At 53.4% G+C, this 23,306-nt stretch carries 19 protein-coding genes and 2 pseudogenes; 9 read left to right on the plus strand and 12 right to left on the minus strand.

Features of this window, described 5'->3' with window-relative positions:
• Positions 1 to 4: 4 nt before the first annotated feature.
• Together ACR3FB_RS01020 and ACR3FB_RS01025 are read left to right on the plus strand one after the other, a co-directional pair.
• Positions 5 to 2,881 carry an FAD-binding and (Fe-S)-binding domain-containing protein gene (locus tag ACR3FB_RS01020; RefSeq protein WP_480563426.1) on the plus strand — a complete coding sequence of 959 codons (2,877 nt, stop codon included), beginning with the start codon at positions 5 to 7 and terminating at the stop codon, positions 2,879 to 2,881.
• Between the two features lie 9 nt (positions 2,882 to 2,890).
• Positions 2,891 to 3,568, plus strand: coding sequence for a GntR family transcriptional regulator (locus ACR3FB_RS01025; protein WP_425083710.1), 678 nt, complete (start codon positions 2,891 to 2,893; stop codon positions 3,566 to 3,568).
• A gap of 42 nt (positions 3,569 to 3,610) precedes the next feature.
• Here ACR3FB_RS01025 and ACR3FB_RS01030 read toward each other — a convergent pair whose 3' ends face one another.
• The 5 genes from ACR3FB_RS01030 to ACR3FB_RS01050 all read right to left on the minus strand — a co-directional run bounded on the left by ACR3FB_RS01030 (position 3,611) and on the right by ACR3FB_RS01050 (position 8,311).
• Positions 3,611 to 4,687: an Ldh family oxidoreductase gene (locus tag ACR3FB_RS01030; protein WP_170723025.1), complete on the minus strand. Its 1,077-nt coding sequence runs from the start codon at positions 4,685 to 4,687 to the stop codon at positions 3,611 to 3,613.
• Entirely contained in the window at positions 4,677 to 5,549 is an 873-nt protein-coding gene (locus ACR3FB_RS01035) for an ABC transporter permease (protein ID WP_480563428.1), read from the minus strand. The genes ACR3FB_RS01030 and ACR3FB_RS01035 overlap by 11 nt, the downstream gene beginning before the upstream one ends.
• On the minus strand, positions 5,546 to 6,355 hold the full coding sequence (locus ACR3FB_RS01040; protein WP_170467807.1) for an ABC transporter ATP-binding protein: 810 nt from the start codon (positions 6,353 to 6,355) through the stop codon (positions 5,546 to 5,548). The genes ACR3FB_RS01035 and ACR3FB_RS01040 overlap by 4 nt, the downstream gene beginning before the upstream one ends.
• The gene (locus ACR3FB_RS01045; RefSeq protein ID WP_480555586.1) at positions 6,352 to 7,293 is read right to left on the minus strand and encodes an ABC transporter substrate-binding protein; all 942 of its coding nucleotides are present in this window, start codon (positions 7,291 to 7,293) and stop codon (positions 6,352 to 6,354) included. The genes ACR3FB_RS01040 and ACR3FB_RS01045 overlap by 4 nt, the downstream gene beginning before the upstream one ends.
• Positions 7,294 to 7,438: 145 nt before the next feature.
• A complete protein-coding gene (locus tag ACR3FB_RS01050; RefSeq protein WP_480563430.1) occupies positions 7,439 to 8,311 on the minus strand; it encodes a fumarylacetoacetate hydrolase family protein in 873 nt (290 codons plus the stop codon).
• A 183-nt stretch (positions 8,312 to 8,494) separates the two neighbouring features.
• Here ACR3FB_RS01050 and ACR3FB_RS01055 point away from each other — a divergent pair, with 183 nt between their 5' ends.
• From ACR3FB_RS01055 to ACR3FB_RS01075, 5 genes and pseudogenes are all read left to right on the plus strand, one after another.
• Positions 8,495 to 9,175: a FadR/GntR family transcriptional regulator gene (locus tag ACR3FB_RS01055; RefSeq protein WP_480563433.1), complete on the plus strand. Its 681-nt coding sequence runs from the start codon at positions 8,495 to 8,497 to the stop codon at positions 9,173 to 9,175.
• A 194-nt stretch (positions 9,176 to 9,369) separates the two neighbouring features.
• Entirely contained in the window at positions 9,370 to 10,053 is a 684-nt protein-coding gene (locus tag ACR3FB_RS01060; RefSeq protein ID WP_425083707.1) for a fumarylacetoacetate hydrolase family protein, read from the plus strand.
• Between the two features lie 60 nt (positions 10,054 to 10,113).
• Positions 10,114 to 11,649, plus strand: a complete 1,536-nt coding sequence (locus ACR3FB_RS01065) for an acyl--CoA ligase (protein WP_480563434.1) — start codon at positions 10,114 to 10,116, stop codon at positions 11,647 to 11,649.
• A 4-nt stretch (positions 11,650 to 11,653) separates the two neighbouring features.
• Entirely contained in the window at positions 11,654 to 12,631 is a 978-nt protein-coding gene (locus tag ACR3FB_RS01070) for a 2-dehydropantoate 2-reductase (protein WP_425083705.1), read from the plus strand.
• 77 nt (positions 12,632 to 12,708) lie between these two features.
• A pseudogene (locus ACR3FB_RS01075) lies at positions 12,709 to 13,413 on the plus strand (IS6 family transposase).
• 95 nt (positions 13,414 to 13,508) lie between these two features.
• On the opposite strand, the gene ACR3FB_RS01080 reads toward ACR3FB_RS01075, so the two are convergent.
• A complete protein-coding gene (locus ACR3FB_RS01080) occupies positions 13,509 to 15,242 on the minus strand; it encodes an adenylate/guanylate cyclase domain-containing protein (protein WP_480563436.1) in 1,734 nt (577 codons plus the stop codon).
• A 417-nt stretch (positions 15,243 to 15,659) separates the two neighbouring features.
• Between ACR3FB_RS01080 and ACR3FB_RS01085 the strand changes: the two genes are divergently transcribed.
• Complete coding sequence (locus tag ACR3FB_RS01085) at positions 15,660 to 16,178, plus strand: redoxin domain-containing protein (RefSeq protein ID WP_480563438.1); 519 nt, start codon at positions 15,660 to 15,662, stop codon at positions 16,176 to 16,178.
• A gap of 209 nt (positions 16,179 to 16,387) precedes the next feature.
• On the opposite strand, the gene ACR3FB_RS01090 is transcribed toward ACR3FB_RS01085, so the two are convergent.
• Positions 16,388 to 16,603, minus strand: a complete 216-nt coding sequence (locus ACR3FB_RS01090; protein WP_480563440.1) for a hypothetical protein — start codon at positions 16,601 to 16,603, stop codon at positions 16,388 to 16,390.
• The gene (locus ACR3FB_RS01095) at positions 16,604 to 16,798 is read right to left on the minus strand and encodes a hypothetical protein (RefSeq protein WP_425083702.1); all 195 of its coding nucleotides are present in this window, start codon (positions 16,796 to 16,798) and stop codon (positions 16,604 to 16,606) included.
• A 17-nt stretch (positions 16,799 to 16,815) separates the two neighbouring features.
• On the opposite strand from ACR3FB_RS01095, the pseudogene ACR3FB_RS01100 reads away from it, so the two are divergent.
• Positions 16,816 to 17,820 (plus strand): annotated as a pseudogene (locus ACR3FB_RS01100) (patatin-like phospholipase family protein).
• An 883-nt stretch (positions 17,821 to 18,703) separates the two neighbouring features.
• Here ACR3FB_RS01100 and arcC read toward each other — a convergent pair.
• From arcC to ACR3FB_RS01120, 4 genes are read right to left on the minus strand one after another with little or no spacing between them, the layout of a single operon-like run.
• On the minus strand, positions 18,704 to 19,645 hold the full coding sequence (gene arcC, locus ACR3FB_RS01105) for a carbamate kinase (RefSeq protein WP_425083701.1): 942 nt from the start codon (positions 19,643 to 19,645) through the stop codon (positions 18,704 to 18,706).
• A 3-nt stretch (positions 19,646 to 19,648) separates the two neighbouring features.
• Positions 19,649 to 20,647 carry an ornithine carbamoyltransferase gene (argF, locus tag ACR3FB_RS01110; RefSeq protein ID WP_480563442.1) on the minus strand — a complete coding sequence of 333 codons (999 nt, stop codon included), beginning with the start codon at positions 20,645 to 20,647 and terminating at the stop codon, positions 19,649 to 19,651.
• A gap of 54 nt (positions 20,648 to 20,701) precedes the next feature.
• Positions 20,702 to 21,928: an arginine deiminase gene (locus ACR3FB_RS01115; RefSeq protein ID WP_480563444.1), complete on the minus strand. Its 1,227-nt coding sequence runs from the start codon at positions 21,926 to 21,928 to the stop codon at positions 20,702 to 20,704.
• The gene (locus ACR3FB_RS01120; RefSeq protein ID WP_480563445.1) at positions 21,925 to 23,304 is read right to left on the minus strand and encodes an amino acid permease; all 1,380 of its coding nucleotides are present in this window, start codon (positions 23,302 to 23,304) and stop codon (positions 21,925 to 21,927) included. The genes ACR3FB_RS01115 and ACR3FB_RS01120 overlap by 4 nt, the downstream gene beginning before the upstream one ends.
• Positions 23,305 to 23,306 lie beyond the last annotated feature (2 nt).

A 23,306-nucleotide genomic window follows, 5' to 3' on the forward strand; every position in this document is an offset into this window, starting at 1 on the left:
CCTGATGGTAAAGAATGGATCGTTGTACCGCCGACTGTTGTCTGATGTGCGGGGAGAGGTGATGTCAGATCCGGCGTCGCTTGCGCGGTACTCGACCGATGCCTCGATCTATCAGATGATACCTGACGCTGTTGTGATCCCCCGATCCACAGAAGATGTGAAAGCCGTGATGTCTGTCGCGCGGGGCGAGGGATTTTCGGTCCTTCCTCGCGGTGGCGGCACGTCGCAATGCGGGCAAACGGTCAATCAGGGTGTTGTGCTGGACAACACAAAATACTTGAATCGTATTCTAGACATAGAAGTTGAGAAACGTATTGCGCGCGTTCAGCCAGGTGTTGTGTTGGATCAATTGAACGACGCGTTGAAGAAGCATGGCCTTTGGTTTCCCGTGGACCCCTCAACAGCGTCTCGTTGCACTCTTGGGGGGATGGCAGCAAACAATTCTTCAGGCGGGAAGTCTCTGCGGTACGGGATCATGCGAGATAACGTCCGTGCAATCAACGCAATTCTGGTTGACGGAAGCGAAGCGCGGTTCAGCGCTGAAACGCCCGCATCTAGCGATTATGCGGATCTTGTTGGCGACATGCGCGCACTTGGGCGTCGTGAGGCCGCTGAAATTGACGCCCGTTTTCCCAAGGTCCAGCGCCGTGTGGGCGGGTACAATATCGACGCGCTCGTCGGTAACGACATCAACATGTCCCATTTGTTGGTGGGGTCAGAAGGCACGCTGGCTTATTTCACTGAATTGGAATTGAACTTGGCACAGTTGCCGGGTGAGAAAGTTACCGGCGTGTGCCATTTTTCGACATTTCGTGCTGCAATGGAGGCCACCCAGCACATCGTGACGCTCAACCCTCAGGCGGTAGAATTGATCGACGAGACAATGATCGCGTTGGGGCGCGATATCCCATTGTTTCGCAACACTATAGAGGCCTTTGTCAAAGGCAATCCCGAAGCCCTGCTGCTAGTGGAATTCGCCGAGGGCAACGCTGAGGACAATGCCGCAAAACTGTTTAAGCTTTCCCAACTAATCGGAGATCTCGGCTTGTCTTTTACCGGAACGAAAAACCGGTGGGGTGGAGTTGTTTCAATTACAGACACCAAGCTGCAGAATTCTATCGCCGAGTACCGGAAATCCGGTTTGAATGTCATGATGTCGATGAAGGAGGCAGGAAAGCCGATATCCTTCGTTGAAGATTGCGCTGTTCCGTTGTCCGACCTCGCCGATTACACCGCGGGCCTAAACGAAATATTCGACCGGCATGGCACCATGGGAACATGGTACGCGCACGCCTCCGTAGGGTGCCTACATGTTCGTCCTGTCCTGAATATGCGGCAGGATAAAGACGTCAGCACAATGCGGGCGATTGCAGAAGAAACATTTGATCTGGTTAAGCGATACAAGGGCTCTCATTCAGGTGAACACGGTGACGGGATCGTGCGTTCTGAATTTCATGAAAAAATGTTTGGTCAGCGTATTATTTCCGCCTTTGAAGAGGTTAAGAACCGGTTTGACCCAATCGGGATGCTCAATCCTGGAAAGATTGTGCATGCGCCCTCAATGGATGATCGCCGTCTATTCCGCTACAGCCAGGGCTATTCAGTCCCGGATTTCGAAACAGCGCTGGATTGGTCAGCTTGGCCGGGTACCGGAGGAGGAATTCAGGGTGCCGTTGAGATGTGCAATAACAACGGTGCGTGCCGCAAGCTCAAGGGCGGAGTTATGTGCCCTTCCTTCCGTGCCACCCGAAACGAGCGTGATTCCACGCGTGGGCGTGCAAACACTTTACGTTTCGTGATCAGCGGGCAGTTGCCGGGCGGTTTAGAGTCCGATGCAATGTTGGACGCGATGAAGTACTGCGTATCCTGCAAGGCGTGCGCTCGGGAGTGCCCGACTGGTGTCGACATGGCGCAAATGAAGATCGAAGTACTGTCAGCGAAACGTAAAAAAGGTGGGCTGACATTGGCAGATAAATTGATAGCTTACCTGCCCAGATATGCGTCAAAAGCTGCAAAAGTCGCGTGGCTTATGAATATTCGAAACAAAATTGGACCCTTGCGAAAGCTTTTGGAAAGCCCGACCGGTATTGCTGCGCGACGTGATCTTCCAGAATGGTCTTCCGTTCCGTTCCGAGATGACGAGGCCCAAGAAAGTGATCCGCAGGTTCTTCTGTTTGCAGATGTATTCAATCGTTATTTCGAGCCTGACAATCTGCGCGCCGCGGTCCGGGTCCTGCGTGCGCTAGGGCTGCGTGTCGCCGTAGCACGGGATGACCACACTGAAAGAGCGTTGGATTGCGGGCGTACCTTGTTGGCTGTAGGTTGTGTGGAAGAAGCGCGACATGAGGCTCAGCGCGTGATTGACGCGACACGAGATATGGTTGCCAAGGGCATACCTGTCGTCGGACTTGAACCTTCCTCTATCCTCACTTTCCGGGACGAGTATTTGGCTCTTTGCCCGGGACCGCAAACGGAGATGTTGGCGAAGGCCACACATACAATTGAGGAATTTCTGGCCGAACAGCCGAGCTTGCCTTTGAAACCGATAGATCGACCGATCTACGTCCATGGACATTGTCATCAGAAGGCACATGACGTCGTCACGCCTATGCTCAATCTCCTGAAGCGTATTCCTGAGGCGCAGGTTAACATGATCGAAAGCAGTTGTTGTGGTATGGCTGGGGCGTTTGGATATGCCCCGGAGACTGTCGATGTCTCGATCGAGATGGCAAAGCTAGACCTATTTCCAGCTTTGGACGCGGCACCAGTGAATGCAATTGTTGTGGCAGATGGGACATCATGTCGGCACCAAATCACTGAGGGTACCCGACGGCAGCCCATGCATGTCGCTCGCTTGTTGGAAATGGTACTTGATGATTAGGACGTGGTTATGAATCTAACGGATGGCATCAAGCGCACGACACTACATGAAGAACTGGTCGAACGTCTGCGCAACCTGATTGTCGAAGATGTTCTGAAGCCGGGAGAGAAAGTACCCGAGAAACAGCTCTGCGACTCGTTGGGGGTCTCAAGGACACCATTGCGGGAAGCCCTAAAGGTGCTTGCATCAGAAGGCTTTGTGGTACTCCAAGCCAACCGAGGTGCGCGCGTTGCCAGTGTCACGCGAGAAGAATTGGAGAATACGTTTCCAGTTCTTGCGACGCTTGAGCAACTGGCAGGAGAGTTGTCGTGTCAGAGCATGAACTCCACGGAAATTAAACAGATTGAACGTCGCCACGCCGATATGTTGAAAGCCTATAGGTCACGTGATCGACAGGCGTATTTCAAAGCCAATCAGGACATCCATCAGGCACTGATACGTGGCGCGCGAAACGACATTCTTGAAACCCACCACAAGCTGTTGGCGGCGCGGGTCCGCCGTGCACGTTTTGTGGCCAATCTGTCAGACGAACGCTGGGCGCAGGCAATTCGCGAACATGAAGCTATGATGGAGTTGCTTAAGGCTCGCGATGCAGATGGGCTTGGCAAAACCATGAAGGTACACATGATGAACAAGCTTTCGGCTCTTGTGAAGGCGCTTGAGGCCGAGAATGAGGCGTTTCGCTGACTTCTGTTCCAAAGCGCTTACAAACTTTTCACGGATCGACCGCTAGTCAGTGCTGAGATTTGGAAATGGGGGTGTCAGCCCACAGTCCATGGCTAGTTTGTTGAGATCACGACAAAGAGCGGGGTTAAGCCTTACACCGTCTTTACGACGGGCTTCAGCTGCGGCCGTTTTGCCGTCTCCGGGCAAGCGCACCGGGTCATGACCGGGCAGTGGGGCTGATGCGCGCATTTCGGAAAAGACGCGGGCGGCGTTGGAAGCAAAGTCTTTTTCCATCCCAAACGCTGCCGGATTAAGCGCCATTACGAATTGCCCTGTGTTTGTGGATGAGGTCGTGTCTGAGGTAAAGTTGACCACGTCTGAGCCGAAGGCCGCGCCGTTCAAGACCCCGGCCATTAATCCGATAGCTACAGAAAGACCGAATCCTTTTGGACCGCCGATCGGCAAAAGAAATCCTTCTGACTTGCGGGCAGGGTCCGTCAATGGGTTTCCATCGCGCCCGACCATCCAACCCTCAGGCATAGGCTTACCTTGCTGCAACAGGGTCTTGATCTTGCCCATAGCGGCAACAGTCGTCGCCATATCAAAAACGAATGGATCAGGGCCATCGGCAGGCGCAGAGAAAGCGATAGGATTGGTGCCAAGAAGCAGGTCGCTTCCGCCATAGGGCGGAACGTGGTTCGCGCTGCCCACTGCTGCGGCCATGCCAAGCATCCCGGCCTCGGCTTGTGGACGCACGTATAGTGCGAGTGGTCCTGCATGGTTGCCACGTCTAACACCGACCCATCCGATGCCGACCTCTCTCGCCTTTTCTATTGCAAGATCCCGAGCCGCCGACATAGCTAAATGACCAAGTCCGTCATCTCCGTCGATCAAAGCGGTTGCAACAGTCTCATGTTCTACCGTGATTTTTGCCGTAGGATTAGAACCGCCGCCCGCCAACCGGGCAAGGTACTGGCGCAGGCGAAATACACCGTGTGTGCCGTAACCATAGATGTCGGCCTCCACCATCGTCGAGGCCACCTGAACAGCGTCCGCTTTTGGCACACCTCGCGTTTCGAGTGCGCTCGCCACAAACTCACGCAGGGCCTGGCAGTGTATTTTCACAGGTTCAGAAGTCATCTCTGCCGACCTGCTCTTTATGCCAGAACACGAGTTTACGCTGTGTCCAAACCACCGTTGCAAAAACGGCCAGGCCGACGAGGCTGAGATACAGGATCAACGAGAACACCCGAGGTGTATTGAGCTGCGAGGCTGCAACACGGATCAGCTCACCAAATCCCTTTCCGCCGCCCAGGAACTCTCCTGTAATTGCACCTGCCATCACGCCAACTGCACCGATCTTGAGACCGGTGAATATCTGCGGCAGGCCAGTTGGCAGCTTCATCTTGATCAATGTCTGCATCCGGCTCGCGCCCATCGTCTTGAACAACATGCGCGCGTTTTCGTCGGCGGCGTGAAGCCCAGCGGCTGTTCCAACCACAATTGGGAATGTCGCAATAAATGCGGCAAGTGCCACCTTGGATTCAATGCCGAACCCCAGCCACGCCACAAACAGCGGGGCGAACGCGACTTTTGGCATAGTGTCGATGGCCACGAGGTAAGGCATCACTGCTTTTTCGCCAAATGCGGTTTCCCCGACTAGCACGCCCAGCGAAAAACCGATCGCGATCGCCAAGGCAAAGCCATAGATGACCTCCTTGAAAGTGATCCAAAGCGCACCCAGCATGTAACCTCCGGTCAAAAGGTTTTGTCCGACGAAAATCATGTCCCTAAGGGTCTCCATCGGGGTGGGCAGGATGATCGGCGATACAAGCCCCAAGCTTGTCACAATCTGCCAAGTGCCTACGAAAACGACGAAAACAAACTTCATCGCAATCCAACGGGGAACCGAGTCGATAAAGTGAACTTTCTGCTCCCAAACAGTGTCTTCTGCGGGGTCAGCGTCCTTTACGGAAGGCGAGTAGTCCTGAACTTGGCTCACATTTCTTCTCCCTTATCCAGGAGGCTGCGAATGTAGTCTACAATAGCGCCGAACTTAGGAGTCGTCATCATATCGAGCGTGCGCGGGCGAGGCAGGTCGACTTCAACAATTTCAGCAATCCTGCCTGGACGTGGCTTCAACACGACGATTTCATCGGACAAAATCACCGCCTCTTGAATGGAGTGCGTCACAAGAAACGCGGTCGCTTCCTGTTCCCGGCAAATCCGCTGCAACTCCATATTCATCATGTCGCGCGACAACTCGTCGAGAGCGCTGAACGGTTCGTCCAACAAAAGCACGGCTGGTTCAGTTATCAGCATTCGACAGATCGACGCGCGTTGTGCCATCCCGCCCGACAATTCGTTCGGATATACGTTTTCAAAACCTTTCAAGCCTACGACATCCAAAAGTTCGTGAGCCTTTGCCATGGCTTGCTTGGCTGCTGCCTTTCCATCTCGGATCTCGATCGGCAGGACGATATTTTCCACAGCTGTTTTCCATGGGAAAAGTGTCGCTTGCTGGAACATCATACCAATATCACGGCGGGTCCCAGTGACCGGCAACCCCTGCAGGATCACACGTCCTTTAGTTGGCGGGATCAGACCCGCCATGATCTTTAGCAGAGTTGACTTGCCGCACCCGCTGGACCCGATGACAGATGTGAAGCTTCCTTTCCGAAGCGTCAGATTGATGTCCTCGAGAGCGACCACCAGATTGCGCGCATAGGTCTTGCTTACGTGTGTCAACTCGTAGACCGGCGTGCCCAAGGGCGCGCCGGAAAACTCATGGGTGACTTCAGCGTTCATTTACTGACAGCCTCGTTGCCAATGGCAGCAAACTCATTGGTCCACGCAGCGCTCAGGTCATCAAGTGGTCCTGGAATTTCGCCACCTGCGACCAGCGCGTCTTGCCATTCTTGCCAGACTTCGGCGGGATACCATCCCAGACCATTGCTTGGATCCGCCGCTATGGTTTTTGAACGCACGGCATCGAAAAGTGCCGACTGGAACTCCTTGTCTTCGCCTTCCTGCGGATTGCCGTCGGCCAAGTGCTTTAACACGGCTTCGCGGTTGGCATCATCGAGCGCAAAGGCATGGCCACGAGCGAATGCGCGGCTCCAGGCCTCGACCAGTTCCCGATCATTGGCGATTGTGTCGGCCATAGTGGCGATGCCGTTGCCGAAGAAACGCCCAAATTCTGCCGGCGTAATGTCGCGCACTGCCATTCCGCGCTGGTTCAGAATTGCCGTGTCAGCTGTCGATGCGGAATATGCGTCGATTTCACCGTTCAGGAAAGCCGCAGTTGCCGGGCCACCGTCGCCGACAGTCAGGAAAGTGAAGTCTTCACCCTCTTTCATGCCTGCTCCGGTCATCACATTGCGTGCAAAGCCGACTTCCGCGCCATCAGCCGTACCTGTTCCGATAACTTTACCTCGAAGCTCTTCAACACTTTGGATGTCAGAGTCTTCTGGCACTGCGATGCCGAAGTTGCTGCGTGCTGCAACGTTGTAGATATGTACTGCGTCCACATCCCGCGATCGCGCTGCAATTAGGGGACCAGGTCCGGGGCGACCGAAATGCGCTTGCCCTGCAGACAAAGCCTGAAGCACGGCTCCTGAACCGTTGATCGCTTCGACGGTCACGTCCAAACCTTCGTCTGCGAAGTAACCTTCTCCAATGGCGACAAAAACAGGAAATGAGTTGATCGCCGATGGGCTCGGTTGCACAAAAGTGATTTTACGCAAGTCCTGCGCAAAACCTTTCGTTCCTATTGCTCCCGCTACCGGAACTGCCGAAAGCAAGGACGCTGTGAAAGTCCTTCTGTTCATCATTTTAGTCTTCCTCCCTTGCATGGTTGGCTTCCAGCAGCTTCAGAGATGCAGGAGCCACTTACACGGCGCGCACGGTATTCCTGAGCGTGCCAATTTCTGAAATTTCACAAACCACCGTGTCCCCGTCTTTCAGGAACTGAGGCGGGTCCATTGCGTATCCAACGCCTGACGGCGTGCCGGTCGCGAGTACGTCCCCCGGTTCTAGGGTAAGGCCTTCTGATAGGGATGCGATCAGCGTCGGAATGTCGAAAATCATGTCCGACGTCGTTCCGTTTTGGCGCTGTTCGCCGTTGACGGTTATTCCAATTGACAAAGACTGCGGATCGCTGACCGCATCAGCGGTCACTATCCAGGGACCCAATGGGCAAGACCCATCTAAACCTTTGCCTTTGAAATACTGCCCACCATGTCGGCGTTGGATGTCGCGTGCGGTGATGTCGTTGAGGATCGTATAGCCGTATACGTGGTCGTTTGCGTCAGCCTTGGCTATGTTTCGCCCCGGTTTTCCAATCACAACTGCCAGTTCCACTTCGTAGTCGATGGCTTGTGAGACCGATGGGAAAATCAGAATGTTTGCCTCTGGTGCCACAATCGAGGTTGGCGGTTTTGTGAAGAAAACCGGATGCTCTGTTACACCAATTTTTTGATTTTGTGCCCGTTCGCCCTCGGCAATGTGTTCAGCGTAATTGCGCCCTACACAAAACACGTTCTTACTCGGACTGGGAATTGGCGCCAGAAACGGCGCGTCATCCCAAACCAGTGCGTCCTTTAGACTACCTGCTTCAGCCGATGAAACGAGGGATCTCAAAACTTCAAGTGTATCTTCTCCACCCGCGATTAATTGCTGCATTGAACCGGCGTTCAGCGTTTTGCCAATCATTTGCGCTGCGCGCAAAATGTCCAACTTGCTGCCATCTTCAAGTATTGCCACGCAAACGGCGTGACCCTTTACGGAAACAGTTGCTAACCGCACTCGGCACTCCTCCCTCGTGCTTATGTCAAGCCGTGGTCACGGACCCTGTCCTGCGACTCGTTTCTTGCTTTCCTCTTGCCCTTGAGTTTTTTCCGACTTGGCGTTTCAATCAATCAACCAATCACTAAATTGGGTGGAGATATGAGCGCACCAACCGAACTCGCGCACCGTGTACGCGATCTTATTAACAATGCGGGATACAGGCATAACGACAGGCTCCCACCTGAACGTGAGCTGTGTTCAAAACTTGGGACAACTCGCAATCAGTTGCGAAGAGCGTTGGCAGAGCTCGAGGCCCAGGGACTGATCTGGCGTCATGTGGGGCGGGGAACATTTGTTGGTTCCAGACCGGTTCTCAACCTCACCGACGTAACTTATTTGGGCAATCAAATTAAACCTGAACAGGTTGTGTCGGTGCGATTTACGATCGAACCGCAGCTTAGCCGGCTGGCGGCACTCCATTCCACTCGTTCCGACCGTGAGCAAATGAGGCTTTGCGCTGACAAATGTCGCACGGCGGAAGATTGGCGCACCTACGAAGCGTGGGACAACAATTTGCACTACGCCATAGCCCGCTCTACTCGAAACCAACTTTTTCTGTACTTTTTCGAAACTTTGAATTCGGTTCGTAGGTCGATTGTTTGGGGGCAACCACGCGAAACCCTGAAGCCCGCTGAAAATTACTCCAGTTTTCGGGAGCATGATGCGATCGTATCCGCCATTGCGAAGGGCGACGCTGAACTTGCCGCCAATGCCATGGTGGATCACCTGAAATCCGTTTATTCGCGCGTACTACCCAAAAGCACGCAATCTGACGGCTGATGTAGAATAAGTACCCAACCAATTCTAGAAATGGTCGGGCTGCAACGAGGTTGGAGCTCTTGCATACTCACCCCAATTTTGGCGATGACTTCATAAGAAGCCGCGTCTGATCGTATCTGGCGTAGCATCGATCGGAAGGTCTCTGACCGTTTGGAAATCCGATCATTGGCAATTATACGCTGAGGAGGAAAGCGATGTCCGGTCACGTCATTCCCGCGCCACAGGTGCATACTATACCCGTAGCGGGGGGCGGCACATTCCCAGTGCGTCGCGTTTATTGCATCGGCCGAAACTACGCCGCACATGCAATTGAAATGGGTCATGACCCTAACCGGGAACCTCCGTTTTTCTTTCAGAAGAATCCTAACAATCTGGATTCCTCAGGTGAATTCCCGTACCCACCGCACAGTTCCGAAGTGCACCACGAAGCAGAAATGCTCATTGCGCTCAAGTCCGGCGGTACGAATATCTCGGTGGACGATGCATTGGATCATGTCTTTGGATATGGTCTCTCGCTTGATATGACCCGACGCGACCTGCAGGGGCAGATGAAAAAAATGGGCCGTCCTTGGGAAATTGGTAAAGCGTTTGAACGCTCTGCGCCATGCGGGCCTATTCACAAGGCATCAGAAGTTGGGCATCTCGACCATGGTCCAATTACTTTGACGGTGAATGGTGAAATTCGGCAAGAGGGTGATTTGAACCAGATGATCTGGAAGGTCCCAGAGATGATCTCCTACCTGAGCGACTACTTTGAGCTCGCTGCCGGAGACGTCATCCTTTCTGGAACACCTTCTGGCGTTGGCCCTGTGAGCCGTGGCGATGTAATGGTTCTGGCCGTCGACAAACTGGGTAGCATAACCGTCAACGTAACTTAGCAAGTACTACAACAAACCCTCTCCGCGAATTAGCCCAATGCTTTTGTGAACGGATCCCGGATGCCCCATCTAGTCGCTGAATTGATTGCTCCCCATTCCGGCACTGCAAATGCTATCGGTGCCCCTGGCCGATCCTGGTTGAACTACCATGGGTTCCGCGAGCTTTGCGCAATGGTCAAAGCGGATCTCCACAAGATCGGAGTAGGTCGTGGAGATCGAGTTGCGATCGTTTTGCCCAATGGTCCAGAGATGGCGACGGCTTTCATATCCGTTGCCCAAGTGGCTACGACGGCACCTCTGAACCCTGCCTACACTTATGAAGAGTACGTATTTTACCTAAAGGACCTGCGGTCTAAGGCACTTCTTGTAAGTGAAAACGAAGATGGACCTGCGGTAAAAGCGGCAACGGACCTCGGCATCGCTATATTGCGGGCGTCTTCCGATAGCTTCCAAAAGGCCGGGCAGTTTTCGATTTTGTCCCGCGACCCAATTGGATTCGCTGATACCTCTGTGCCGCGTGAAGATGATGTTGCTCTGATACTCCACACTTCGGGAACGACGTCGCGCCCAAAGATCGTCCCTCTGACGCAGGCAAATATCTACGCATCTGCGAGAAATGTGGCTTCGTCTTTGAAACTGACAATCGATGATCGTTGTCTAAGCATCATGCCGCTGTTCCATATCCATGGGCTGATCGCAGCAGTCGCGGCTTCTTTAGGCGCCGGATCGCAAATTAGCTGCGCCCCTGGGTTCAACGCTCTAAGCTTTTTTTCGCAGGTCGCTGAAGTTGATCCGACTTGGTATACGGCAGTTCCGACGATGCACCAGGCTATTCTGACCCGAGCTGCACGAAACCAATCAATCATTGATCAATCGCGGTTACGCTTTCTTCGATCTTCCTCTGCTTCGTTGCCCGCACCAGTTATGGAAGAGTTGGTTGCAACATTTAGTGCGCCCGTCATCGAAGCCTACGGCATGACAGAGGCCGCGCACCAAATGTGTTGCAACCCGCTTCCTCCGCAAAAGCAAAAGCCCGGATCTGTTGGAATAGCTGCAGGACCCGAAGTCAGGATTGCACACGAAACGGAAGATGTGTTGATCGCTTCGCGGGATGTCGGAGAAATCGTTATCAGCGGTCCGAACGTGACACCGGGATACGAGAGCAACCCGCAGGCAAATGCAGACAATTTCTTTGAAGCGGATGGAAAGCTTTGGTTTCGTACCGGTGATCAAGGGTCGTTCGACGAAGAGAATTACCTGCGGCTGACCGGACGCCTTAAAGAGCTGATAAATCGCGGTGGAGAAAAAATCAGCCCGCTCGAAGTCGATGCCGTGCTTCTGAGCCACCCGGACGTTGCTCAGGCAGTTTGTTTTGCCGTCCCACACGAAAAACTGGGCGAGGATATCGCGGCGGCGGTGGTACTGTCCGAGGGCGCGGCGATCGAGGGTACAGAGGTCCGGGATTTTGTCGGCGAACGGCTCGCAAAATTTAAGGTGCCGACATCAGTGGTAGTTCTCGGAGAGATTCCAAAAGGCGCGACTGGTAAGATACAACGGATTGGGCTGGCCGCTAAACTGGGGCTGACAAAGGCTTAGACACATGAAAGTTTGCATCTTTGGTGCCGGAGCTATCGGAGGTTACGTTGCCGCGAAGCTTGCGCAGACTGACGTCGACGTCAGTGTCATTGCGCGTGGCGCCCATCTGACTGCAATGCAGGAAAATGGGCTGACTCTCCTAGAGGGTGGGCAGGACCCGATCAACGTGCGGGTACGCGCCTCCGGCAATGCCGCCGATCTTGGCCCACAAGATTATGTCTTCATCACGCTAAAAGCGCACTCTGTTCCAGCGGTTGTAGATACAATGCAGCCCCTAATTGGATCCGCGACAACACTAGTAAGTGGTGTGAACGGGGTGCCTTGGTGGTACTTCCACAAACTGGAAGGTCCCTACGAAGGGAAGAGGTTGCGGTCTGTGGACCCGGGTAACGTGCAATGGAATGGTTTCGGGCCAGATCGGGTTCTAGGATGTGTCGTCTACCCAGCCGCAGAAGTCGCTACTCCGGGAACTATCAATCATGTCGAAGGCAATCGTTTTTCTTTGGGCGAGCCTGATGGTTCCAAATCAGACCGCGCTGCCAAGTTTTCGGCGGCACTATCCGCTGCTGGGTTACGTGCGCCCGTGAGACCAAGAATTCGGGACGAAATTTGGCTAAAGCTATGGGGTAATCTGTCGTTCAACCCGATTTCCGCTCTTACCCACTCAACACTTGATGTATTGTGTACTGATCCAGGTACACGGTCTGTGGCGCGCGGAATGATGCTAGAGGCTCAGGAAATCGCCGAGAAACTTGGGATCAGGTTTCCGGTAGATGTTGAAAAACGTATTGACGGCGGGGCGGCAGTTGGCGCCCACAAGACCTCTATGTGGCAGGACTTGGAGTTGAGCCGACCAATGGAAATTGATGCACTGGTCACTTCGGTGCAGGAATTGGGACAATTGATCGGGATCGCAACACCCACAATCGACACTGTTGCATCACTGATAAAACTGAGGGCAAAGGTCGCGGGTCTTTATTAAGCTGCTGCCAGCGATCATCTGGCCTTGTCAGAAGAACTTTGGTTGAGCAGGGCAGGGGTGTTGCGTAGCTTTTTCCGATGACCAGATCTGCCTTTTTCAAATATTTTAAAATAGTCCAGAGATCATCCGCCTTGCTGTGATGCTGTACATCCGTTTCCCGCTCTCGCTTCGAAAGGTTGAAGATCTGTTGCACGAGCGAGGCATCGATGTGAGCCCGAAACTGTCCGAAATTGGTGGAACAGGTTTGGCCCGAAGTTTGCTGCTGAGATCAGACGGAGCGGGTGCAACAACTGCGCGTATTATCGAAATGGAAGTGGTACCTGGATGAGGTTTTCTTGAATGTGAATGGCAAGCAGCATTATCTTTCGCGGGCTGTTGACTATGAAGGCAAGGTGCTACAAGCCGTTGTCATCAAACGCCTAAACAAGCAGTCGGTATTGAAATTCTTAAAGAAATTGATGAAACGCCATGGCTGTTCAAAAGAGATCGTAGCGGATCGCTTCGCGTCGTGTCGGGCTGCTCTCAGAGAACTAAGCGCTACCGAAGAACAACAGACGGGCAGGTGGTTCAACAACCGCGTCGAGAACTCGCACCTGCCGTTTCGACGACGCGAACGCGCGATGCAGCGTTTCAGGCGCATGCGAAGTTTACAGAAATTCGCTTCCGTCCATTCCTCCGTATACAACCACTTTAATCAGGAATGATCGTTCACCAGCAGAGACTCCTTCAAGCTGTCACGCACCGCCGCTCTTGGCGAGTGGCGTCAACTTTGTTCGGGATAGGTTCGCAGTTTCCGCGGCAAACTGAGACTGGTTCAAGTTCGTCTGACAGCACCCAAGGTGGGAATTTGTCACTTAGCAAATTCTTCCAGGAGAATTCAGTCTGGAACGCCTGCGGCAATCAAGACTTGAACAAAGCGCTCTACTTGTTCGCGGTCTCGACCGGGAATTCGTCTTGCATCACTTGCTCTGACGTCCGGCGCAACTGCCAGGTAGGCGTCTAACGCCTTATCTCTCTCCTCAATGCGACCAGAAAGATGTAGCGTCGCCACCAACTGCCTTCTGTAGGTTGGGTTTTCGGGTGCCAAGGCCAGTGCACGACGCACCGTCTTTTCTGCGCTTTCGTAGTCCTCTGAGCAAAAATGGGCAAAGTAGACGCCCATCAACCAAAGTGGTGTAAAAACATCCTGAGGACTTAATGTCTCTGCTCGTTTAACCAGATCCAGGCCCTTTTGATATGCGCCGCTTATGCAGTATCCGCTTCCACAGAAGCCCAATACGGTCGAAAACGATGGCGCGAGCGTAATGGCGCGATCAAAGAGGTCAACTGCTTCGTCCCAGCGGCCGACAAACATCAAAGACCATCCTTTGATCGCCAAAACAATGGGATCTTGATTGTCGGCTCGCACCGCTGCATCTGCCGCTGCGACCATAGCCGCTGCGGAGTTCTCGCCGGGTTCTGCCCAACTGTAGAATGCTTGTAGAAAATGCGCGAGAGCCAGGTCGGCGTTGCCAAATGCACCGCCGGACAGTTCGACTGCCCGTTCAAAATAGCGTCGAGCTTCTGCTGTTTCCGTCTGCCCCAAACGCATGACGAGAGGTCGCCCTCTCATTACACATTCCCAGGCGTCCAACTGCGTCGGATCTTTTGCCCGGGCGCGCCTAGCTTCGGCGCTCAAAAATCCTGGACCAACCGCTGAAACTATCGCGTTCGATATTTCGTCCTGAATATCAAAGATGTCAGTGAATACTCGGTCGTAGCGGTTTGCCCAAACCTGTGTTTCAGTCGCCAAGTCAATCAATTGAGTAGTGACCCGAATTCGGTCTCCAGACTTTCGAATAGAGCCTTTCAGCACATAGACTACACCCAAATCTCTGATCGTCGCCGTCAAATCCAGTCTGTTGTCCTTATGGGCCTGTGTGGAGTTTCGTGAAATCACATTGAACCAAGGCATACGGCTTAAGTCTGTAATAATATCTTCCGCCATGCCATCGGCAATGAATTCGTTTTCTGGATCAGGGGATCGATTTTCGAAAGGGAGCACTGCTACAGTCGGCTTGGAAACGGTCGTCGCAGCAATCACGGCGTCAGGTGGCCATTGGAGGATGTGAACAGGTTTAGATATGTTTTTTAGGGTGCGGGATCCTGCTGATGCAAAATCCGCTTCAAACCTACCATCAAACTGGCGATGTGCTTCTGCTGAAGTAACAATCGTTGAAGGTTCCGCCAAAGCTTCGAGCCGAGCAGCGATGTTGACTCCGTCACCATACAAATCGTCGCCGTCGACAATTACGTCACCAACATGCAAACCTATCCGATAAGCAATGCGCTTAGAGGGATCTATAGACTTCTCGGCTTCCGATACTGATTGTTGAATCGCTACGCAAGCTCGTGCGGCGCTAACTGCCGAGGGAAATTCGATAAATAGACCGTCCCCGCTACTCTTGAAAACGCGACCACTATTTCCAGCAATAATTGGCTCGAATATTTCGGAATTTAGACGTTGTTGCCGCGCAATTGTTCCTTCTTCATCTAAACCCAAAAGACGGGAAAAACCGACCATGTCCATGGCCACAATCGCAGCGAGGCGTCTTTCCAAGTTGTGCTCCATGAAACGTTAACTCCAAGCCTAGGTTGTTCTTCCGGTAGACACGAAACGAATTTCGTCGAGCTGAAAGTCCCTAGGCGATCTTATATGATAGGCGCTTCATGCCCATGGCTTAAATCTGGAAAGCCCTCCAAGATCCGCGATAGGTTTTGTCTACTAGGACACAGCATTTGCGGCAGACGTTTGGTTGACCATCTTGAATACGCGTGAAGCAGGGGTCCTGAAAAACTTGATGGCTGCTCTGTCCGCAACTCGGTCGTTGTCCCAATACTGTCGAACGTCCGTTGTTGTGACAACAGGCACACAATCAGCACCGACTGAAGTACAAATCGGGCAGACCACCGCAGACTTCGGTCATTTTGGCAAATTTTAACTTCAAATCGACGTACAATACCCCCAACCTAAAAAAGGGCTAATAGAATGCAAAACTACAAACCCGCTGTGGGGACCCCCATTGCAAATATCTCTCTACGAACAGTTGGCGGCGGAACAATAACCGTAGGCGGAAAGCGTGAGCGACATCAGTTTTTCGTCGTCTACCGTGGAAAGCACTGCCCTCGCTGCAAGCGACACCTCAACAAATTGCAAAAGATGCTGCCAGAATTCGAAGAAGCCGGAATTGATGTTCTGGTCGCTTCTGCTGATCCGATCGAAAAATCTCTCGCGGACAAGGATGAATTCGGCTGGGAGTTTGATTTAGCTTATGATCTCAGTGAAGATCAAATGAGGGAATTGGGTGTCTATATAACCGATCCCATTTCGCCAAACGAAACGGATCGGCGTTTTGCGGAGCCGGCATCCTTTTTCATTCTTCCGGATGGCACGACGCAGATTGTCATTTTGTCTAACGGGCCTGCGGCACGTCCGGATATGGAAGAGTTGCTAGATGGAATGAAGTTCAATATCTCCAACAATAGGCCGACGAGGGGGATGGCTTGAAGAAATGCGGCCGTTGTGGGTTTTGTAGCCAAGAGCTGGTGGGCTTATTTCCCAGTGAAATCATGGAACGATAGGTGGGGTGAGACAAATAGCAAATATTTGGGAGACGCTTACAGCTGCGGCGGAATAGCACTCTCGCGCCGGAGCGGCCATTGGTGCACTGCATAGAGAACTACTGCAATGAGCCCAATGCAGCCTAAAGAATTGACCTATTCAGGCTCATATGGATCAGGCGTACCCTCCGAGATAGGCGGTTCAGCCTGCAACGAAGCTGTATGGTCCGCTATGATTTCACCCATCGGCCAACGCACCCAGAAGTTGCCGGGTGTCGAAGGGTTAAGGTGATACATTTCCTTTGGGTCATCGTAGAGATTGTAGAAGCGCGGGAAATCAAAGGTGACCAAAGGGTCTGAGCCGAGTTTCACCTAATTGAACATCATTTTCCAGTTATGCCATTTCACACCGAAAATACGCTTGCTTAAATAAACCATCAGCCCGTCGCGAGCCGATTTCTCTGATTGCCCCGTCAAGAAGGCTGTCTGATCGACGCTGTCTATCACGCGGTCAGTCGGAACTTCCCCGCCTGCAATTTCAGCAAAGGTCGCATACAAGTCCATCATGTGAACGATTTCATTCGATGTTTGCCCGGCTGGCACCTTACGTGAGCGGGCGCACGGCCTGTTGGCACACAAGCATTTCCAGGAATCCAGTTAGCGAAGAGGATCTAATAAACCCACAAGTCCCGGGTATCGAAGGTTCTCGTTATTTGGCCGATGTTGCTCCAGCCAATATCAGTGAACTTCTTGAAACGGTTCAACGTCAAAGGCGAGCATCGGGACATTCTTCGGATTATACGCTGACATTGTCCGGCGGGGGCGAGGATGGAGCCTTTGCTGCCGGCATCCTGAACGCATGGAACGAGACCGTCACGCGCCCAGAATTTATGGTCTTTACCGGTGTTTCAACGGGTGCTTTGGCAGCGCCGTTCGCCTGCCTGGGTTCCGAATACGACGATGAGCTCAAAGAGCTGTAAGGTGGGTTTCCACCGTCCCGGATATTCAGAGGACGACTTGTGACAGGTATCCTAAGTGGTTCTTCTTTCAAAAGCTCTGACCTGTTAAAACAAATGATCGAATCTTACATAGCGGACGATTTCCTAGCGCAAATTGCCAAAGAACATCGTCGCGGTCGGCGTCTGTTGGTTCAGACAGTAAGTCTGGATGCACAAAGGACAGTACTTTGGGATATGGGTGCAATCGCGAACAGCAATTCAGCAAATGCAAAAAAGGTACTCGCTGATGTAATACTCGCTTCTGCGGCAATTCCCGGTGTTTTCCCGCCGGTTTTAATTGATGTTGAGACTGACGAAGGTGTCCGGGATGAACTCCACGTTGATAGTGGTGTCTATTCTCAAACCGCATACGTACCTGGATGGGGTATCCCTAGGAAATTTGCTCGCCGCGGCAAATTATATGCGATCCGTAACGGTAAAGTTGAGCCAGAACCTAAAGTTATAGAACCAGGGGTATTTCAAGTATCCGCGCGCTCGCTTTCCACACTGATCAAAGCACAAAGCGTAGATGATTTTACGATTGCGTACAAACTAAGTCTGCAGAGAGACGCGGAATACCAAGCCACTTAGATCGGAACGGATTTCGACTATCCTCTAGCTGAGCCGTTCGATACAGAGTACATGCAAGCGCTGTTTGATTATGGTTATCAGCTTTTTAGCTCGGGGGCACTTTGGAGCGATCGTCCGCCTCGCTAAGCCAAGGTTGCTTCTTGTCAATAGTGGGATCTTTGCTTCAGTTGGCTTGTCAGCTAAGTCATAATCATTAGTGTATATGACTATGTCGATGAGTGAAACTGAGCGAAATCGGTTACGACTTTGGCGCCGCTGGCAAGTCACGTTTGATCATCTTAAATTCCCTGCCCCTATGCAGAGGGTGCATCAAGCACTTGTTATTCATCCTCAACCGTGGACAACTCGCGGTTTAGCTAAATATACTAATTTGCCTCAGACAAGCGTCAGACGACAGCTGAAACTCTTGGCCAACCCGAACGTGCAACGTGTAGACGATGGGTTTCAAATCACGGAGTTGGGTTTGGCTTTGAATTGGACTGTGCATCGCGAACTGACGAAGTTCGTTCGAGGGGGGCATCGATTCAGCCAAGAGCTAATTTCCGCACACAAGCAGTCAACTGGTGCAAATGGTGCGGGCGGGGCCGACTACGAATGGCTTGCCACGCATATCTGGTGGCCTGTGATTGAGGCACCGGAAATTCTGGACGCGTAGGTTGTTGGATCGTTTGGCTTGGCAGTGCCTTACGATTCGAACGAGTCAGTTGTTCGTAAATTCATGCGTTTAGCCGACCCCGCTCATCTGTCGAGTTTTTGGCACTTCAGTAGTCCTCATCTGCAAGACGGAACTGTATCTGTTAGGAACCATTTTGGTGGCTCAGCCCAGACAAAAATGTTCACAACAAAAAAGGCTTCGAGCAGAACTTTCTTGTCGGGCCCATTTTTATAAATGAAATTGAGTTGCTCCTGCGTCCAACGAAACGGTTGTTCCTTTCTCACCACGTACCGCTGCTGGGACATCAGCAAGGGCGCAAATAATGGCCCGCCCACCGGAGGTTCGAACGAAATCCTGAGCGGCCTGCACTTTCGGGCCCATTGATCCCGCAGGGAAGTCGTATTCGTCCAAAGCATCTGGAGTGATGGACCGAATGCCCTGCTGATCGGGCGTTCCCCAATTGAGGAACACAGCCTCGGCGTCCGTTGCAACAACAAAGAAGTCTGCGCCAAGATTCTGTGCCAGCAAACAGGACGCGAAATCCTTGTCGATGACGGCTTCGACCCCGACCAGTTTCCGTTCAGCTCCTGCCTCGTACATCGTCGGGATGCCACCTCCTCCAGCAGCGATCACAGTCGCGCCCTTTTCCAGGATCCAACGGATCGGTTCGACCTGAAAGATACGTTTTGGGCGGGGCGAGGGTACCACGCGCCGCCAGTACTCGCCATCCGGTTTTACCGTCCAGCCCTTGTCAGCCGCCTCTTTCTTGGCGTCCGCTTCGTAATAAACCTGCCCGATGAACTTGGTCGGGTTGTCGAAGGCCGGGTCGCTCGGGTCGACCTCGATCATGGTCAGCAGGGTGGCAATATGATGCTCGAAGGGCAGGATATTCCCAAGCTCCTGCTCGATCATGTAGCCGATCATGCCCATCGTTTCGCCGACCAAAACGTCCAGCGGGTATTCCTTGACATCGGTGTACATGATCTCTTGCAGGGCCAGCATCCCGACCTGCGGACCGTTCCCGTGGGTGATGACGGTTTCATGCGCTTCGCACAGCGGAGCGAGGGCTTCGGCGGCAATCTTCGCGTTTTTGCGCTGATTGTCTGCTGTCATTTCCTCACCCCGTTTGAGAAGCGCGTTGCCGCCGAGTGCTACAACAACGCGTCCCATGGATCAGCTCCCCAGTGTGGCGACGAGGATCGCCTTGATGGTGTGCATCCGGTTTTCTGCTTGTTCGAACGCTATGTTCATATCGCTTTCGAAAACCTCCTCGGTCACTTCCATCTCGGTGATGTCAAACTGTTCGTGAATGTCCTGGCCAACCTTGGTCTCCAGATTGTGGAACGCTGGCAGACAGTGCATGAACTTGACGCTCGGGTTGCCCGTTTTTTTCATCAGATCCATGTTGACCTGATACGGGCTCAGCAGCTTGATGCGCTCTGCCCAAACCTCTTTTGGCTCACCCATCGACACCCAGACGTCGGTATGAATGAAGTCCGCGCCTTCGACAGCAGACGTATCGTCCGTGATGGTCACACGGGCACCGGTCTTTTGAGCCCTCTCCATCGCCAATTCGCGCACGTCGTCATGAGGCTGGGTTTCTTTCGGCGAGATCATCCGGACATCGCAGCCCATGATCGCGCCTAACATCAACAGCGAGTTGCCCATGTTTGACCGGCAATCGCCCGAATAGGAATAGACGATGTCCTTGCGGGGTTTGTCAGCGTGCTCGATCATGGTCTGCATATCGGCAAGCATCTGGGTCGGATGCCAATCGTCGGTCAGGCCGTTATAGACCGGGACACCAGCATATTCCGACAGCGTTTCGACCATGTCCTGACCCGCACCGCGGAATTCGATCCCGTCGAACATACGTCCCAAAACACGGGCGGTGTCTTTCATAGACTCCTTGTGCCCGATCTGTGAGCCCGACGGATCGAGATAGGTGATGTTCGCGCCCTGATCGTATGCTGCCACTTCAAAGGCGCAGCGGGTGCGTGTCGAAGTTTTTTCGAAGATCAGGCAGATGTTCTTGCCGGTCAGCGACGGCTGCTCGGCGCGGGCGTATTTCGCGCGCTTCAGGTCGCGGGCCAGATCCAGCAGATACAGCATTTCACGCTGGCTGAAATCGGCAATTTTCAGATAGCTACGGCCTTTGAGATTGAATGCCATTTTATCTCTCCCTAACAAAAATCAGAGGGCGCAGGGGCTGCGCCCATGGTAAATTCAATAGGCGGCGTCGCGGTCTATCGGGCAGGTCATACAGTGGCCGCCACCACGGCCCCGCCCAAGTTCCTGACCCGAGATTTCGATCACCTCGACACCGGCTGCGCGCATCTTTCCGTTTGTGAACGTATTACGCGCATAACCGACGACAACACCCGGCGAGAGGGCGACGACGTTGTTACCGTCATCCCATTGTTCGCGCTCGGCTTGGAACTCGTTGCCACCTGTAGAAATCACCTCGAGCGAATTCAGCCCCAGGGCTTCCTTGTAGACGTCAAACAGGTGCCCTTTTTCCACGTGGATATCCAAATCCCCACGATCGCCGGGACGGATCGAGATACATGTGATCTGATCCGCCACTTCAGAAAATGCGGTGACCTTGTCATGGTCGAGGCATGTAAACACCGTATCCAGATGCATGGCCGCGCGGCTCTTGGGCATCGCACAGGCGACAACACGCTCGGCGCCGCCCTTGCTGAACAGCGCTTCTGCGACCTGTGCGACAGCCTGCCGGGTCGTACGCTCACCCATCCCGATGAAAACCGTTCCATTGCCAACTGGCTGAACATCTCCGCCCTCAACCGATGCGAGACCGAAATCGTCGTCGCTGTCGCCCCACCAGAACTCAAACTCGGCGTCTTTGAACATCTTGTGGTGCCGGTACACAGTTCGCATGATCAAGGTTTCCGGCTTACGAGCAGGCCAGAACATTGGATTCGCGGTCACACCATCGAAAATCCAGCAGGAGGGGTCTCGCTGAAACTGGGCGTTGGGGATGGCCGGAAGAATGAAATCACCCAGCGAAACAAGATCGCCGAACTGCTCATCAATCATGCCTTTGGGAAGGTCTGCGAAGACGATGCCGCCGAGCATATGCCGAGCAAGCAGCTTAGCATCCATCTCGTCCAGCCAGGCTCGCATTTCTACGGAAAAGCCCAGACCAACCATGTTGGGTGTGATCAGCCGGTCCAGAAGAAAAGCGCGCGCCGAGGGGTCTGATCTGATAGCGTCTGCCAGAAGGTCCTGAATGTCGTAAACCTCGACCCCGCGTTCCCGCATGAGCGAGCAGAATTCAGCGTGATCCTTACGAGCCTGTTCGACCCAGATGACATCATCGAAAAGAAGCTCTTCGCAGTTTCGCGGTGTCAGTCGGTCATGCGCCAATGACGGCCGCGAGACGATCACCTTATTGAGCTTTCCGATCTCGGAATGAACGCCGAGCTTCATTGTAACTCTCCTTTCGAACTATCCGTTTTTTGAATGTCTTCAACGTCATAGGCCTGGCTCCAGCGAACCCAGACATGGATAGGCACGCCCATAAGCAGCAATACAGAGCCAACCAAAACGGTTTCCGCACCCGAACCGACGAAGGCCCATACGGAATAAATGAACCCAAGGGCGCCCAGAACAACGACCTTCGCCAATTCTGGGCCATGCAGGACTTGCCCACCTTTTAGCCGGATCATGATCTCGGCCACGGAACAGATGGCATAGGGCAACAGGCTTGCGACAACAGCAAGTAGAATAACAAAGTTGAATGCGGCGACCAGTCCTTGAGCATAGTTCATGATAATCAGAACGGAGGCTAGGGCGTTCGACAATATCAGAGCGTTAGCAGGCGTTCCAAATTTCGATTTCCGGCCCAGAGCTGCGGGGAAAACGCGATCCAAAGCAGCGCCGTATGGGACCTGGCCACTGAGCAGTGTGAAGCCGTTCAGAGTTCCGAACGTAGATATCACCGCACCTACGGCTACGAGTATACCGCCAAAGGTGCCAAACATGACTTCGCCTACCGCTGCCAGCGGTGCGGCAGAAACAGCCAGCAACTCGGCAGGAATGACGCCCATCGAAACGGCGGTCACCGCTATATAGACGCTGGCCGCGATAATCACGCCGATGATCGTGGCGCGCGGGATGGTCTTTTCCGGCTCGATAACGTCGCCAGATGGAACGGTCGCGGATTCGAGGCCCAAATAGGCCCAGAGCGTCAGGGCCGCCGCAGCCGAGATCGCCGTAAAGGCCGTCGTGCCACTTTGGTTAACTGGGATGTAGTTCTCCGTTTCGATCCAGAAGATACCCAGCGTGCCAATCAGGATCAAAGGCGCGAGTTTGAGCACGGTGGTCACGATCTGAACCAAACCGGCCCCTTCAACACCTCGGATATTTACCAAGGTAAGCGTCCAAATCGCGACCAGCGCGGTCGATAGGCCGTACATTGGCACTTCGATGATGACCGGAAACAGGAAGCCAAGATACCCCACCAACGCAACGGCAACAGCTGCGTTCCCGGTCCAAAGCGCGATCCAATACCCCCAGGCAATTATGAAACCTGCAAAGTCTCCGAATGCCTCTTGCGAGTAGGCATAAGGGCCGCCAGGTTTGGAAACGACGCGTGACAGCCTGCCGAAAATGATCGCCAGAACCAGCGCCCCTGCGGAAGTCAGAATCCACCCGCCGATTGCAATTGGCCCAAACGGAGCAAGTGAGGCCGGCAGAAGGAACACCCCCGACCCAATCATGTTTCCAACAACCAAAGCGATACAGGCCGTCAGCCCAAGGGCACCCGATTTCGAAGTTGTCTCTGGAGCGGAGCGATCGGTCATTG

This window comes from Ruegeria sp. AO1, assembly GCF_056535985.1.